The organism is Rhodococcoides corynebacterioides NBRC 14404, from assembly GCF_001894765.1.
Lineage (GTDB): Bacteria > Actinomycetota > Actinomycetes > Mycobacteriales > Mycobacteriaceae > Rhodococcoides > Rhodococcoides corynebacterioides.
This window is the reverse complement of sequence record NZ_BCWV01000003.1, coordinates 605141-620307: the sequence shown is the minus strand read 5'-3', so window position 1 is coordinate 620307 and position 15167 is coordinate 605141. Positions and strand designations below refer to the sequence as shown.

12 protein-coding genes are annotated in these 15167 nt (G+C 71.1%); 6 read left to right on the top strand and 6 right to left on the bottom strand.

The window, feature by feature from the left end; genetic code table 11:
- Positions 1–46: 46 nt before the first annotated feature.
- Both RC2_RS08255 and RC2_RS08250 read left to right on the top strand, forming a co-directional pair.
- Positions 47–1249, top strand: coding sequence for a GNAT family N-acetyltransferase (locus RC2_RS08255; RefSeq protein WP_068145133.1), 1203 nt, complete (start codon positions 47–49; stop codon positions 1247–1249).
- Between the two features lie 52 nt (positions 1250–1301).
- Complete coding sequence (locus tag RC2_RS08250; protein ID WP_068145130.1) at positions 1302–2330, top strand: isopenicillin N synthase family dioxygenase; 1029 nt, start codon at positions 1302–1304, stop codon at positions 2328–2330.
- On the opposite strand, the gene RC2_RS08245 is transcribed toward RC2_RS08250, so the two are convergent.
- On the bottom strand, positions 2317–2979 hold the full coding sequence (locus tag RC2_RS08245; protein ID WP_068145128.1) for a hypothetical protein: 663 nt from the start codon (positions 2977–2979) through the stop codon (positions 2317–2319). The two genes, RC2_RS08250 and RC2_RS08245, sit on opposite strands and share 14 nt — an antisense overlap.
- Positions 2980–3158: 179 nt before the next feature.
- On the opposite strand from RC2_RS08245, the gene fgd reads away from it, so the two are divergent.
- Genes fgd through RC2_RS08230 form a run of 3 tightly spaced genes read left to right on the top strand, consistent with a single transcriptional unit; the run spans position 3159 to position 7462 of the window.
- Positions 3159–4172 (top strand): glucose-6-phosphate dehydrogenase (coenzyme-F420), encoded by a 1014-nt coding sequence (gene fgd / locus RC2_RS08240; RefSeq protein WP_068145125.1) that lies wholly within the window; start codon positions 3159–3161, stop codon positions 4170–4172.
- A gap of 15 nt (positions 4173–4187) precedes the next feature.
- The gene (gene pta, locus RC2_RS08235) at positions 4188–6278 is read left to right on the top strand and encodes a phosphate acetyltransferase (protein WP_068145265.1); all 2091 of its coding nucleotides are present in this window, start codon (positions 4188–4190) and stop codon (positions 6276–6278) included.
- Positions 6275–7462: an acetate kinase gene (locus tag RC2_RS08230; RefSeq protein WP_068145122.1), complete on the top strand. Its 1188-nt coding sequence runs from the start codon at positions 6275–6277 to the stop codon at positions 7460–7462. Before pta ends, RC2_RS08230 begins: the two co-directional genes overlap by 4 nt.
- A gap of 4 nt (positions 7463–7466) precedes the next feature.
- Here RC2_RS08230 and RC2_RS08225 read toward each other — a convergent pair whose 3' ends face one another.
- The 4 genes from RC2_RS08225 to RC2_RS08210 form a co-directional block, all read right to left on the bottom strand.
- Positions 7467–8630 carry a DICT sensory domain-containing protein gene (locus RC2_RS08225; protein WP_068145268.1) on the bottom strand — a complete coding sequence of 388 codons (1164 nt, stop codon included), beginning with the start codon at positions 8628–8630 and terminating at the stop codon, positions 7467–7469.
- 400 nt (positions 8631–9030) lie between these two features.
- A complete protein-coding gene (locus RC2_RS08220; RefSeq protein ID WP_068145120.1) occupies positions 9031–11358 on the bottom strand; it encodes a serine/threonine-protein kinase in 2328 nt (775 codons plus the stop codon).
- Positions 11355–12344, bottom strand: coding sequence for a glutamate ABC transporter substrate-binding protein (locus tag RC2_RS08215; RefSeq protein WP_068145259.1), 990 nt, complete (start codon positions 12342–12344; stop codon positions 11355–11357). Before RC2_RS08215 ends, RC2_RS08220 begins: the two co-directional genes overlap by 4 nt.
- Positions 12344–13690: a GlnX family signal transduction membrane protein gene (locus RC2_RS08210; protein ID WP_211266787.1), complete on the bottom strand. Its 1347-nt coding sequence runs from the start codon at positions 13688–13690 to the stop codon at positions 12344–12346. The genes RC2_RS08215 and RC2_RS08210 overlap by 1 nt, the downstream gene beginning before the upstream one ends.
- Before the next feature lie 120 nt (positions 13691–13810).
- Between RC2_RS08210 and RC2_RS08205 the strand changes: the two genes are divergently transcribed.
- Positions 13811–14494: an NUDIX hydrolase gene (locus RC2_RS08205; RefSeq protein WP_072681265.1), complete on the top strand. Its 684-nt coding sequence runs from the start codon at positions 13811–13813 to the stop codon at positions 14492–14494.
- Here RC2_RS08205 and thiE read toward each other — a convergent pair.
- Positions 14477–15157: a thiamine phosphate synthase gene (gene thiE, locus RC2_RS08200; protein WP_068145117.1), complete on the bottom strand. Its 681-nt coding sequence runs from the start codon at positions 15155–15157 to the stop codon at positions 14477–14479. The two genes, RC2_RS08205 and thiE, sit on opposite strands and share 18 nt — an antisense overlap.
- Positions 15158–15167 lie beyond the last annotated feature (10 nt).

The window sequence follows — 15167 nt, the reverse complement described above, 5'->3', positions numbered from 1 at the left end:
TCTGCCCCGTCGTGGACGGGGAGCACCGCGGACCTAGGCTGGCTCCATGGTCGAGATCCGCCTCCTGCGCACCCCCGACGAGCTGCTCGCCTCCCAGCAGGTGTTCCGCGCCGCGATGGTGGGCCTGCCGGGGCTGCCGGTCACCCGCGAGGTCGTGACCACCCTGCGCGAACCGGGCCTGACCTACGGCGCGTACGACGAGTCGACCCTCGTCGGAACGACCGATGCCGGCATCGGCACCCTCACCCTCCCCGGCGGCGCCGCCGTGTCGCACCTCGCCGTCACCCACGTCGGCGTGCTGCCGACCCACACGCGTCGCGGCATCGTCTCCGCCCTGCTGCGCCGCCAGCTGCGTGACGCGCGGGACGCGGGCCACGTCGTCGCCACGCTGCGGGCGTCGGAGGCCGTCATCTACGGGCGGTACGGGTACGGCGTCGCGACGTCGTCGCTCCGGGCCGAGGTGATCACCGCCCGCGCGCGGCTGCGCGACGGCGTGACGACGTCGGGAACCACTCGTCTGATCGATCGCGACGGGGCGCTCGATCGGCAGGCCGCGATCGTCGACGAGAACCCCTCGGCCCGGCCGGGTTTCGTCTCGCGGCTGCCGATCTGGTGGGCAGCCCACCGACTGCGCGAGGACGACGAGCCGGTGTGGATCGCGGTGCACTCCACCGACGGACGCGACGACGGCTACGTGCGCTATCGCCCGGCGGACCCGTCACAGTGGTGGTCGGGCGCCGACCGACGCGTCGTCGTCGACGACCTACACGCGCCCACCGACGCGGTCTTCGCCGACCTGCTGCGGTTCCTGCTCCGACTCGACCTGGTGGACCGCATCACGTTCCCCGCGTTGCCCGTCGACACCGTGTTGCCGCTGCTGGTCCACGACCGCCGCTCCGTGCGGCTGCAGTCGACCTCGGACGAGACGTGGCTCCGGATCCTCGACGTCGACGCCGCCCTCGCCACCCGCACGTACGGCGCGGGGCCGTCCGTCACCATCACCGTCGACGACGACGATCTGCCCGAGAACGCCGGAACGGTCGAGGTGGGTCCGGACGGGGTCCACCGGGTCGACGGGTCCGGCGCGCTGCGGGTGCACGTCCGCGACCTGGCGGCCGTGCTGCTCGGCGGGACGTCGTGGCGCTCGCTCGCGGTGGCCGGGCTGGTGACCGGGGACGCGGCGGCGACGGCCGCGGCCGACACGCTCTTCACGACCGAGCTCGCCCCGTTCGCCGGGGTCGGATTCTGACCCGCGGGCCCCGTGCGGCCCGACACAGCACTGCACTACCCGGGAGGCCGTCATGACCGCTCTGCCCGTCCTCGACCTGTCCACGGCGGACGAGAATCCCACCGCGTTCCGGACCGCGCTGCGTGAGGCGACCCACCGCGACGGCTTCTTCTACCTGGCCGGTCACGGCCTCGACCCCGCCGTCGGGGCCGAGCTGATCGCTCTGGCGCGGCGGTTCTTCGCGCTCCCGGACGAGGCGAAAGCGGAGATCGACCACCTCGAGTCGCCGCACTTCCGCGGCTACAGCCGGGTGGGTGGTGAGCTGACGGGCGGCGCCGTCGACTGGCGCGAGCAGATCGACGTCGGCCCGGAGCGTGACGCGATTCCCGGCGCACAGGGGTACTGGAACCTGCAGGGCCCCAACCGATGGCCGTCCGCGCTGCCCGAGCTGCGCCCGGCCGTCGAGCAGTGGGATGCCGCGCTGTCCGCGCTCGGGGCCCGGTTGTTGCGGCACTGGGCGGCGTCGCTCGGTGCTGCGGAGGACACGTTCGACGCGGCGTTCGTCCAGCCCGCGACGCTCATCAAGATCGTGCGGTACCCCGGCACCCGCGAGAACCCGCAAGGGGTGGGGGCGCACAAGGATTCGGGGGTGCTGACCCTGCTCCTGCTCGAGGAGGGCTCGACCGGACTGCAGGTGGAACGCGAGGACGGCACGTGGATCGACGCGCCACCGGTGCCGGGCACCTTCGTCGTCAACATCGGCGAACTGCTCGAGGTGGCCACCGGGGGCTACCTGCGGGCGACGCGGCATCGGGTGGTCGCGCCGGAGCCGGGACAGGACCGCATCTCCGTGCCGTACTTCTACAACCCGGCCCTCGACGCCCGAATCCCGGTGCTCGACCTCCCCGCCGAGTTCGCCGCGGAATCCCGTGGTGTGGAGGCGGATCCGGACAACCCCATCTTCTCCACGTACGGGGAGAACGCGTGGAAGTCGCGGACGCGGGCGCATCCGGACGTCGCGGCGCGGCACCATGGCATCGTCGCGGCGCGACACCATGGAATCGTCGCGGCGGCCCGCGAGCACGGCATCACGTCTCGATGAGTCGGGTGCCGCGCAACTCGTAGGACTTCAGCGCCCAGTACCCGCCGAAGGTGACCACGGCGACGGCCTCGACCACCAGCACCGCCAGCGCACCCTGACCGAAGAGCAGGACGAGGCCCAACGCGACGAGCGGGGCGATCACCACCACGAACGCCACCACACGGTAGGCGGTGCGGTAGCGGCGGATGCGCCGCGCGGAGTCGTCGGACGAACCGAGGGTGTCGTCGGCGCACCACCACACGGACGCGGCGAAGGTGACGAAGAACCCCACCGCCGCCGCGGCGTGCACCGCCATCCGGAGACCGAACGCCTCGTCGCCGGGCGGGTCCGTCGGCACCAGCGCGACGACGACGAGCAGGGTGCCGGCGACGTTGAGCAGCCGGTTCTCGAGCGGGCCGTAACCGCGGTAGCAGATGAGGGTGATGCCGGTGCCGACGAGCGCGCCCACGAAGACGTCCCGCGCCGGGCTCCAGTAGTACTCGCTGATCGAGCCGAGGACGGGTAGCGCGGGGTCGGCCAGCGACCAGCCGATCAGCACCACCGGCAGTCCCACCGCCAGGATCGTCATGGCCGCGCGCAGGGCGAAGTAGGTGCCGACGATCTGTTCGGCGAGCTCGTCGGTGCGGGCGGAGCCGGGCGGGGTGGCCATGGCTCGACCCTAGGCGCGCATCGGTGCTGCGGGAGTGCACACAACCTCGCCGGATCGGCGGGAACCGGTCGTTCTCACGCGGCTGTGTGCTTCCGCGCATGGTCCCTGCTGCCGGGCCGGACGCCGGAGCGCCTACATTCGAGGACGGCAGAGGTGGTCGACGGAGCGAGGAGTGCGGCGTGGCACGGGAACTGAAGTTGGGATACAAGGCGTCCGCCGAGCAGTTCGGGCCGCGTGAGCTGGTGGAGCTCGGCGTCGCGGCGGAGGCCGCCGGAATGGACTCCGCCACGGTCAGCGACCACTTCCAGCCGTGGCGTCACGAGGGCGGGCACGCGCCGTTCTCGCTCGCCTGGATGACGGCGGTGGGCGAGCGCACCGAGCGCCTGCAGCTCGGTACCTCGGTGATGACCCCGACCTTCCGCTACAACCCCGCGGTGATCGCGCAGGCGTTCGCCACCATGGCCTGCCTGTACCCGAACCGCATCTTCCTCGGCGTCGGTACCGGCGAGGCCCTCAACGAGATCGCCACCGGCTTCTCCGGCGAGTGGCCCGAGTTCAAGGAGCGGTTCGCGCGGCTGCGCGAAGCGGTCTCGCTCATGCGTGAGCTGTGGCTCGGCGACCGCGTCGACTTCGACGGCGAGTACTACCGCACGTCCGGCGCCTCGATCTACGACGTGCCCGAGGGCGGCGTCCCCGTCTACGTCGCGGCGGGCGGTCCGGTGGTCGCGCGCTACGCCGGCCGGGCGGGCGACGGATTCATCTGCACCTCCGGTAAGGGCATGGAGCTCTACACCGACAAGCTGCTGCCCGCGGTGGCGGAGGGTGCCGAGAAGAAGGAGCGGTCGGTCGACGAGATCGACCACATGATCGAGATCAAGATCTCCTACGACACCGACCCCGACGCCGCACTGGAGAACACGCGGTTCTGGGCGCCACTGTCGCTGACGCCGGAGCAGAAGCACTCCATCGACGATCCGATCGAGATGGAGAAGGCGGCCGACGAGCTGCCGATCGAGCAGGTGGCCAAGCGGTGGATCGTCGCGTCCGATCCGGACGAGGCCGTCGAGAAGGTGAAGCAGTACGTCGACGCGGGCCTGAACCACCTGGTCTTCCACGCGCCGGGACACGATCAGCGCCGTTTCCTGGAGTTGTTCCGGACCGACCTCGAGCCCCGACTGCGCCGACTCGGCTGAACTAGGGTGGGCGGCATGGCCGACACCGAGTCCAGCGGGGTAGTTCGTGGCGTCTACATCGCGTCGCCGGAGGGGGACACCGGCAAGTCCACGATCGCGCTGGGTCTGCTGACCATGCTGGGGGCGTCGACGGCGCGAGTGGGGGTGTTCCGGCCCATCGCGCGGTCGTCGTCGGAGACGGACTACATCCTCGAGCTGATGATCGACCACACCACGGCCGACACCACCTACGAGCAGTCGCTCGGGGTGACGTACGACGAGGTGCACGCCGATCCCGACGCCGCGCTCGCGGAGATCGTGCGTCGGTACCACGAGGTGGCGGCCCAGTGCGACGCCGTCGTCGTGATCGGTAGCGACTACACCGACATCGCGAGCCCGAGCGAGCTGGGTTTCAACGCCCGTATCGCGGTCAATCTCGGCCTGCCGGTCCTGCTGGCGCTGCGGGGATCGGAGCGCACGCCGGACGAGATCGCCCAGCTCGCGGACCTCTGCCGGTCCGAACTGTCCACGCACCGAGCACATCTGGCGGGGATCGTCGCCAACCGGTGCGATCCGGACGCCCTGGACGAGGTGATCGGCCGCCTCGCGACCGACGACGTGCCGGCCTGGGCCCTGCCGGAGGTACCGCTGCTCGTCGCACCGACGATGGACGAGTTGCTCACCGCCATGAAAGGTGAGCTCTACAGCGGCGATCCCGAACTGCTGCAACGGGAAGCGCTGCGCGTGATGGTGGGCGGCATGACGGCCGAGCACATCCTCGAGCGGCTCACCGAGGCCGTCGTGGTGATCGCGCCCGCGGATCGTTCCGAGGTTCTGCTCGCCCTGGTCAACGCGCACGAGGCCGACGGGTTCCCCTCGCTCGCGGGCATCGTCATGAACGGTGGGCTCGAGCCACACCCGATGATCGCCAAGCTCATCGCGGGCCTGCAGCCTCGGCTGCCGATCCTGACCACCGAGCTCGGCACGTTCGACACCGCCAGCGTGGCCGCGAACACCCGCGGCCGCGTCGCCGTGGGATCGCAGCGCAAGGTCGACACCGCGCTCGCGGTGGTCGAGCAGCACATCAAGGCGGAGGACATCCTGGCGCGGCTCGACGTCGCGATGCCGTCGGTGGTGACGCCGCAGATGTTCGAGTACCGGCTGATCGACCGGGCCCGCGCGGACCGTCGACACATCGTTCTCCCGGAGGGTGGCGACGATCGCATCCTGCGTGCCGCGGGGCGTCTGCTGCAGCGGCAGGTCGCGGACCTGACCATCCTCGGCGACGAGACCGCGGTGACCCGGCGGGCCGGCGAACTCGGTGTCGACCTGTCCGCGGCCACCGTGCTCGACCCGACGACGTCGGAGTACTTCGACGACTTCGTGGCCGAGTACGCCGAGCTGCGCAAGCACAAGGGCATGACCCCGGAGAAGGCGCGCGAGGTGATGGCGGACATCTCCTACTTCGGAACGATGATGGTGCACAAGGGTATTGCCGACGGCATGGTGTCCGGAGCCGCGCACACCACCGCGCACACCATCCGGCCGTCGTTCGAGATCGTCAAGACCCGCGACGGAGTGTCGACGGTGTCGTCGATCTTCCTCATGTGCCTCGCCGATCGTGTTCTCGCATACGGAGACTGCGCCGTCGTGCCCGATCCCACCGCCGAGCAGCTGGCCGACATCGCCGTGTCGTCCGCGGCGACGGCGTCGATGTTCGGCATCGAACCGCGAGTGGCGATGCTCAGCTACTCGACGGGCGACTCCGGCTCGGGGGCCGACGTCGAGAAGGTGCGCGAGGCCACGGAGCTGGTCCGTGACCGGGCGCCGGATCTGTTGGTGGAGGGTCCGATTCAGTACGACGCCGCCATCGACCCGTCGGTCGCGAAGTCCAAGCTGCCGGACTCCGACGTCGCCGGTCAGGCCACCGTCTTCGTCTTCCCCGACCTCAACACGGGCAACAACACCTACAAGGCCGTGCAGCGCAGTGCCGGCGCGGTCGCGGTGGGGCCGGTGCTGCAGGGACTCGCGAAGCCGGTCAACGACCTCTCGCGCGGGGCATTGGTCCAGGACATCGTCAACACCGTGGCCATCACGGCCATTCAGGCACAGGCGGCGGACCAGTGACCGTTCTGGTGATCAACTCCGGGTCCAGCTCGGTGAAGTTCCAGGTGGTCGACGTCGAGCGGGCCGACGGTGTGCTGCACGGCATCGTCGAGCGCATCGGCGAATCCGACGCGACGGTGGCGGTCACCTACCGCGGCGAGACCACCGAGCGGACGCTCGAGATCCCGGATCACGACGCGGCGCTGCGGACCGCCTTCGAGACCATGGCGGAGGCCGGGCTCTCGCTCGCCGACGCCGGCGTCACGGCCGTCGGACACCGAGTGGTCCACGGCGGCACCGTGTTCAGCGAACCGACCCTGATCGACGACGACGTGGTGGCCACCGTCGACCGGCTCAGCGCCCTGGCGCCCCTGCACAATCCGGCGAACGTGAAGGGCATCGAGGTGGCGCGCCGGGAACTGCCCGACGTGCCGCAGGTGGCCGTCTTCGACACCGCCTTCTTCCACGCCCTGCCCGCGGCGGCGTCGACCTACGCGATCGACCGCGACGTCGCCCGCGAGCACGACATCAAGCGGTACGGTATGCACGGCACCTCCCACGAGTACGTCAGCGGCCGGGTGGCCGAGTTCCTCGAGCGAGATCCGCAGTCACTCAATCAGATCGTGCTCCACCTCGGCAACGGGGCGTCGGCGTCGGCGGTGCGCGGCGGGGTGGCCGTGGACACGACGATGGGCCTGACCCCGCTCGAGGGGCTGGTCATGGGCACCCGCAGCGGCGACATCGATCCAGGCATCGTCATGCACCTGCGTCGCAGCGCCGATCTCGACGTCGACGGTATCGACACCCTGCTGAACCGACGCTCCGGCATCAAGGGGCTGTCGGGCGTCACCGACTTCCGCGAGCTCCGCCGCCTCGTCGACGACGGCGACGACGACGCCCGGCTGGCCTTCGACGTCTACGTCCACCGGCTACGGAAGTACCTCGGGGCGTACATGATCGGGCTCGGACGTGTCGACGTCGTCACCTTCACCGCCGGAGTCGGCGAGAACTCGCCCGAGGTCCGCGCCGCCGCCCTGGCCGACCTGGAGAACTACGGCATCGTGCTCGACTCGGAGCGTAACGCCGTGCGCAGCAAGGACGCTCGGGTGATCTCCGCCGACTCCAGCGCGGTCACCGTGCTGGTGGTGCCCACCGACGAGGAACTGGCCATCGCCCGTGCCGCCGTCGCGCTGACGTCGTCGTAATTTTCTACGGTGTGAAGCGGTGCATGATCGCGTGCGCCGCCTGCGTGACCGTCGTGCGGTCGTAGGTCTGGACGAAGTCGAACGTGCGCTCGAGGTCGGGCCCGTTGTCGTGACGGTCCCGCGCCGAGAGCAACGCCGCGTGATGCGGACCGAGGACGACGACGGTCCACTCGTTCACCATGTCGTCCGCGGGATCCAGCGGCGCGTGCTGGGTGTTGCCGTCGAGCATCTGCGTCAGCCCGACGCCGTAGACGCCGGCGAACCCGATGGTGTCCGAGAGATGCCGCCAACGCTGCGCAGTCCGCTCCGTGAAGTGCGTGGCGTGCTGGAACGTCCCCAGCGCCAGCATGGCCGACCCTGCCGCGACCGCCTGTTTCTCCAGCGACTTGCTCATCTGCACCAGGACACGCTTGGTGCCGCGCCGCGGCGTCGCGTGCTCGGAGGCGATCGCGTACGGCGTGGTGTCCCCTGGGATCGGACTGGACCACACCGGGGCGTGCGGCATCGGGACGACGTCCTCGGCGAGCAGACTCGCGGGGTCGTCGACGGCCGGGTACAGGCGGCCGATCCCGTACGTCGCACCGACGGTCTGGGCGGCGAGGCGCGCGGCGTCGTCGTCGATCCCCTCGGCGACGATCACGGCGTGGCTGCGCTCGACGTAGGCGGACAGGGCGTGGGCGGTGGCGCCGATGTCCGTCCGGGCCGCCCCGGCGTGGAGCTCGGCGGCGGTGACGACGATGTCCGGCTCGATGAGAGACAGCAGCGTCGCGGCCTGGACGTCCACCCCGACCCCGTCGAGCGCGACCAGGCGGCCCGACGCGCGTGCCGACACCACGCGGGCCAGGGCGCGGTGTGGATTGCGCAGTACGTCGGTGGCGTCGACGGTGACGATGGTGCGCTCGAGCCCCTCGGTGGCCGGTTCCGCGGCCAGCGGCGACTCCGAGTCGATGGTCACCAGCAGCGGCAGGTGGTCGGCGACGGTTCGTGCGAGCGGCGTCCGGGCGTGCCGGTGCTTGTACTCGTCGAGATCGGCACGTTGCCCCATCAACTGCGCGGCGTGGCGTAGGGCGGAGGCGGTGCCGAGGGCGGTACCGCTCGGACCCCGGACCTGCAGCTCCGCCCCGGCCAACGCTCCGTCCTCGAGACGGCGTACCGGCGCGAACTGCATCTGGACCTCCACCCCGAGCAACTCGGGAACGTGGGTTCGCGTCAACGAACTCCCCTCACGTACGAACGACAACGATCGACGCCGGGGTCTCGACGTTCACTCCACCGTACGGAAGAGGTGAACCGGGCGTCACACCTACCGTCCCGGCGGGTGGTAACCCGCGCAGGTCGAGGCGCGCTGCGCAGCGTGTCGGGGCTGGACGTTGCTCCGGTTTCCGCACGGTGCTCCGGTTATAGCAGGAGCACGTTGCTGGAGTGGGAGCAGGTTCGTCGTTGCGCGGGTTCTGGTCACCTTCACCGGTTGCAGCTCGTGCAGGTGGCCGGAAGCCGTGCAGGTAGCGGGAACCTGCGCAGGTGGTGGAAACCTGCGCAGATCGAGGCGCGCTGCGCAGCGGGCAGAGTCAGAAGAGCGACTGGGGGCGCACGGCGTTGGCGAGGTCGACCAGGGCGAAGCGGTGGGAGCGGCTGCGGGCGGTCCGGGCCAGGGCGCGCAGGGCCGATTCGGCACCCGTGCGGAGTCCGTCGCGGGTGAAGGGCACGCCGAGGAGCCGCCGGGACGTTTCCGGCTCGTGCCCGGACTCCATCCATTCGAGTGCGGTGCCCAGGACGACGGTGCGGAGCTGCAGCGCGCGCGGCTCGCGGGCGGGAAGCGCCTCGATGCGGTTGGCGGCTTCGGCGAGGGCCCCTTCGGTCATGTCCGAGACGGGGCCGGAGAGCAGGGTGAGCACGCTCGTCATGCGCGCCATCGAGTAGTGCCGCGAGGTCGGCGGCACCTGATCGAGAGTGAAGATGGCGTCGAGGATGGCGCCGCGTTCGGTCATCCGACGAGCGACCCCGAACGCCGCACTGACGACGGTGCGGTCGGTACGCCAGACGGAGGTGTACATCGTCTCCGCAGTGGCGCACCACGTGGCGTGGTCCTCGTCGCCGGTCTGCTGAGCGAGCAGTTCCGCGGTGGCGGCCATCGCGAGCTTCGGTGCGATCTCCCCGGGCACCGCGGAGAGGACTGCGTCGAACCGTCGCGCGGCGTCGACGAAGTTCCGGCCGAGCAGGGCCGCCGTTCCGCGGTGCCAGTCGACGCGCCAGTTCCCCGTCACCGCGTCGAGCCGCGCGAGCACCTCGGCCGCGGCGTCGCCCTCACCCAGGTCGAGGTAGGCGCGGGCTTCGGTGAGCACGGCTTCGACGGACCCGAGCGCCTCGTCGCCGACGACCCGGTCCACCCCGTTCTCCCGGGCCAGTCGCAGCGAGTCGAGGGTCTGGTGCGGTTCGCTGTGGACCGCGGCGGCGATGAGCTGGGCGCTGGGGTCCGAGGTGTCGACCAGCGGAACCGGCAGCGCGGCAACGACATCGCGCGGGTCCAGCCGCGCGACGCGATGCCGACCGTCGATGTAGACGTCGGTGACGGCGACCTGCTCGTCGGTGCCGAACGTGGTGCGTTGCGGGGAGAAGACGGTGGACAGGCCGGGGTGGGTCTTGCCGGTCTGCTGGGAGAGGATCTCGCGCAGGATGCCGCTGAGCTGGCTCGCCAGCTCGTCGGCGGAGTGGAACCGTGCGCTCGGATCCGGGTGCACGGCGCGGCGCAGCAACCGATCGTAGAACTCGTACTCCTGCAGCACCGGTGCGTCGTCGGGCAGCCCGTCGACGTATCGGCCCTTCTCCGAGGCGATGTCGAGCGTGAGGACGGCCAGGGTGCGGCCGACGGTGTAGACCTCCGAGGCCACCGTCGGGCCCGTACGCACGATTTCCGGCGCCTGATACCCGGCCGTCCCGTACAGGTATCCGTAGCCCTCGAGGGGGCTGACCGCGCCGAGGTCGATCAGCTTGATCTGATCCTGCGAGACCATGATGTTCTCGGGCTTGAGATCGTTGTACGCCAACCCGATCGAGTGCAGATACGCCATCGCGGGCATCACCTCGAGCAGGTAGGCGATGGCCTGCTCGACGGGCAGCTTGGTGCGCGACGGGTCGTCGGTCATGATCTGCCGCAGCGTTCGACCGCCCACGTACTCCATGACGATGTACCCGGTGGTGTCCGCCGCATCACGAGACGTGCTCCCCGCGGGTGCTTTTCGGGGGTGCTCGACGAAGTTGTAGATCTTGACGATGCCGGGGTGCGTCACCTCGGCCAGGAACTGGCGCTCCGCCATGGCGACCGCGTGGGCCTCGGCGTTGCCGAAGTGCAGCAGCCCCTTCAGGACCACCCATCGATCACTGACGTTGCGGTCGATCGCGAGATAGATCCACCCCAGGCCGCCGTGGGCGATGCACCCCTGCACCTCGTACTGCCCGGCCACCATCTCGCCGGGATCGAGCAGCGGTGCGAAGTCGAAATGTGTTCCGCATCGGGCGCAGTCGCCGGTCGGGTGGGCCGGGCGCCCGTCGACGCTGCGTCCCACCGGTGCCGCGCACTTCCAACAGAACCGTTTGCTCTCCGGAACACGCGGGTCGGACATGATGGCCGTCGCGGGATCGACCTCGGGGATGCGCGGCAGCTCCACCAGCCCACCGCCGAGCCGACGACGCGACCCGGTCCGCACCCGGCGGGACGGGCGCGGTGCGGTGGTCCGGCGGGACGTGTCGTTGTCCGGCGCAGCGGCCCGGGTCGCCTCGAAGTCGGGTGCGGCAGCTCGGGTGCCCTCGAAGTCGGGCACGGCGGCGCGGGTGCCCTCGAACTCGGGTGCGGCAGCACGCGTCTCGGCGGTCTCGCCCTCCCCCTCCACGCGGGTCACGGCGTACCACCGTAGACGGGGAACGGCGCACCGGGCGAGGGTCCGAGCACGCTCAACCAGCGAGCGTAGAGGGCGTTCCACGTACCGTCGTTCCGCAGGCGTTCGAGGACACGGTTGACGAACCGGACGACGTCGTCGTGCCCCTTGGTGACACCGATGCCGTAGGGCTCCGCGGCGATCGACCCGCCGACGATCTGCAGGTAGGGGTCCTGTGCGGCGAGGCCGGCCAGGATCGCGTCGTCGGTGCTCACCGCCTCGACCGCGCCCTGCTGCAGCACCACCAGGCAGTCGGCCCAGCTCGGGACACTGACCACCTGCGCGGTGGGCTGGAGACGTTGGATCCGTTGCAGGGACGTGGTTCCGGCGGCCGTGCACACGCGTCGTCCGGCCAGATCGTCGATCCCGTCGATGCCCGACCCGGCCACCGTCAGGACCCGTTGGTCGGCGCGGAAGTACTCCGAGGAGAAGTCGACCCGCTCGCGGCGCGCGCACGTGATGGTCATGGTCTTGACGACGATGTCGACCTCGTTGGCCGCGAGGGCGTCGAGTCGCTGCGCGGACGAGAGAATGCGGTACTCGATACGGTCGGGATCACCGAGGAGGTCACGGGCGACCTCACGGGCGATGTCGACGTCGAAGCCGGCCATCTCACCGGTCACCGGGTCGCGGAAGCTGAACAGGTTGCTGCCCGTGTCGAGTCCGACGATGAGGCGCCCGCGGGTCCGGATGGCGTCGACGTTCGGCGACGGTCGGCCGGCACCGTCGGGTGTCGCGTAGTCCGGCTGCAGGCTCGCCCGTGGGTCTCCGCAGTCCGGTGGCGGCGCGGTGGTGGTCGGCGTCGGATTCGTGGTGGCGCCGTCGGGCAGCGGTTGCGCGACCGTCGCGGTCGCCGGTGCAGCGGGGACCGGGGTGTTGTCGGCGCAGCCGGTCAGCAGCACCGCCAGCGCTGCCATCGCTGCCACCGACGTGGCGCGCGCCCGCCGCATCACAGGTACTCCCGAACCCGCGACCACATGCCGGCGACGACGGCGAGCGCGGCCAGTCCGCACGTCACGGCCGCGCCCACGGTCAGGCCGGTCAACACGCCCGACGCGCGCTGGACGTTGTCGCGCAACGCAGTTCGGGACGCGTCGATCTCCTCGACCAACGCGGCGTCGAGCCGACCGAAGGCGTCGGCGGCGTCGCCCGGTGCCGGACCCGTCGCGATGTCGACAGCGGCATCGAAGTCGCCGACGTCGAGCGCCGCGTTCAGTCGGTCGTGCGCCGAGGACCAGATCGCGACCAGCGTGCGGGTCTCGTCGATGCGCGCGGTGCGTGTCGTCTCGTCGTGCGAGAGGGAGGCGAGGGTGTCCGACAGGGCCGCAACGGATTCGGTGTAGGACTTCTCGTAGTCGTCGTTCGCGGTCCGTCGCGTCATGCCGATGGTCTCGTCGGTGCGGGCCTGCTGGGCGAGGATGCGGCTCGACGTCAACAGGTCGAGCGGTTCGGCCCCGCGGGCCAGCGCCCGATCGGTCGCGGTCGAGGAGACGAGTCCCGCGACCAGCATCCACCCGAGCAGCAGCACGACGGCCGCGGCGGCGGCGCTGAACCCGAGGTTGATCGTGCGCCGCGTGCGTCGACCGAGGTAGACCTGCGCACCCAGCACGACCACCAGGGAGACGGTGAGGAAGAGCAGGGCGGTCCAGGGCGGCGTCGCGAAGCGTCGTTGCACGGCGGAGACGTCGTCGGACTTGCCGGAGTGCAGGCTCTGCGCCCACGGCAGCACCGTGGACTGCATGAGAGTCGACGCCTCCGCGAGGTACGCGGCGCCCACCGGATTGCCGACGCGATTGTTGGTGCGGGCCGTCTCGATCAGGCCGGCGTACGTCGGCAGGTTGGTCGAGATCGAGGACAGCAGACTGCGCGACGCCGCGTCCTCGGCGGCGAGGCCCGTGGACGCCCGCACCACCTCGCCCGCGGCGGCGCCGAGGGCCTCGGTGTAGCGGTCCCGCACGTCCCCGGTGTCGAGGCCGCCCGCGAGGAACGCGGTGGCCGCGGTGGCGTCGGCGACCGAGAGCTGGACGTAGAGGTTCTGAGCGGCGTCGGACAGGGGCTCGGTGCGGGCGAGCAGTTGATCGAGCGTTCGCTCACGGTCGGACACCGACACGCTGGTGACCAGCGCCGTCGTGATCAGTGTGGCCACCACCAGCAGGCCGACCAGCAGGAACCGCACCGGCGTCGAGCGGAGGAACTCGGCGCGTTCAGAGCGCGTGTCGACCGGCGCGCGGAGGGTGAGCGCACTCGACTGCACGGTGAGTCTCGCCTCCTCGCCCTCGCGGGACCCGCGCGCCACGGATCCGGATTCGAGCATAGGCCCCTCGCGGTCGCTCCACAGGCGTCCTGCGTGGCCGCGCCACGAGCCGTCCGCGCCATAAGCTGTTCCCGAGGAGCACGAACGTCCGGAGGGTGAGCGATGCGTGGTGACGGGGACGGCTGGGTCTTCGGCGGCGACGGCAGTCGGCGGTGGGGCCGGTACGGCGCGGCGGGGTTGCTGCTGCGCGCGCCCGGGCCGTCGGGACACGCGACGGTGCTGCTGCAACACCGGGCCGGTTGGAGTCATCACGGCGGGACCTGGGCGCTGCCGGGCGGCGCGATCGACAGTCACGAGTCGCCGACGGGTGCGGCGGTCCGCGAGGCCGGCGAGGAAGCCGGCATCGCCGGGGACTCGCTGACGGTGCGGGGCGAGCGGGTCACCTGGACCGAGGACTCCGGCTGGTCCTACACGACGGTGGTGGCCGACGCCGCCGCGCAGCTCGACACGGTGCCCAACGGGGAGAGCACCGAGCTGCGGTGGGTGGCCGAGGATGATGTCGAGTCCCTGCCGCTGCACCCGAGCTTCGCCCAGAGCTGGCCGGCCCTGCGGTCCGTCCCGGTGCGGGCGGTGCTGGGCCCGGATGTCGACTCGACGCCGCCGCGCACCGTCGATCTCGGTGAGCGCGGCTTCGGCTGGATCGTCGCGGTGGTCGCGACCGGTCGGCTGGAGGAGACGGTCGACGCCTCGCGGGCGGCGGAGCCGGACCTCGGGACGACGGTGGTGATCACCGCGGACGAATCGGTCCGGCGCGCCGTGAGTCCGGTTCTAGCCGCCGAGCTGTGAGAGCAGTTCGCGGGCGGCGGCTTCGGGATCGCGCGCGCGGGTGATCGCCCGGACGACGGCGATGCGCGTCGCGCCCGCGGCCAGCGTCTGCCGGGTGTTCTCGGCGTCGACGCCGCCGATGACGAACCACGGCCGCGAGGGGTGCGAGTCCGCCACCTCGCGGACCACGTCGAGTCCGGCGGCCGACCGGCCCGGCTTGGTGGGTGTCGCCCACACCGGACCGACGGCGAAGTAGTCGACGCCGTCCTCGATGTCGGCCAGCGTCGCCTGCGCCCGGTTCTGGGTGGAGCGGCCGATGACGACGTCGGGTCCGAGGATCTGCCGCGCGTAGTGCGTCGGCAGGTCGTTCTGTCCGAGGTGGAGGACGTCGGCGCCCGCGGCGAGGGCGAGATCGGCCCGATCGTTGACGGCCAGGAGTGCACCGTGCCGTCGGCAGGCGGCGCCGATGACGGCCAACGCGGCCAGCTCCTCCTTGGCCTCGAGCGGGCCGTACTGCGCCTCGCCGGCCGAGCCCTTGTCCCGTAACTGGACGATGTCGACGCCGCCGGAGAGGGCCGCGTCGACGAACTTCGCCAGGTCGCCCGTCTCGCGACGGGCGTCCGTGCACAGGTACAACCGCGCGGTGGCGAGCCGTTCGCGGGCGGAGGGCCGTGTGGTGGTCACGGGGTCGACG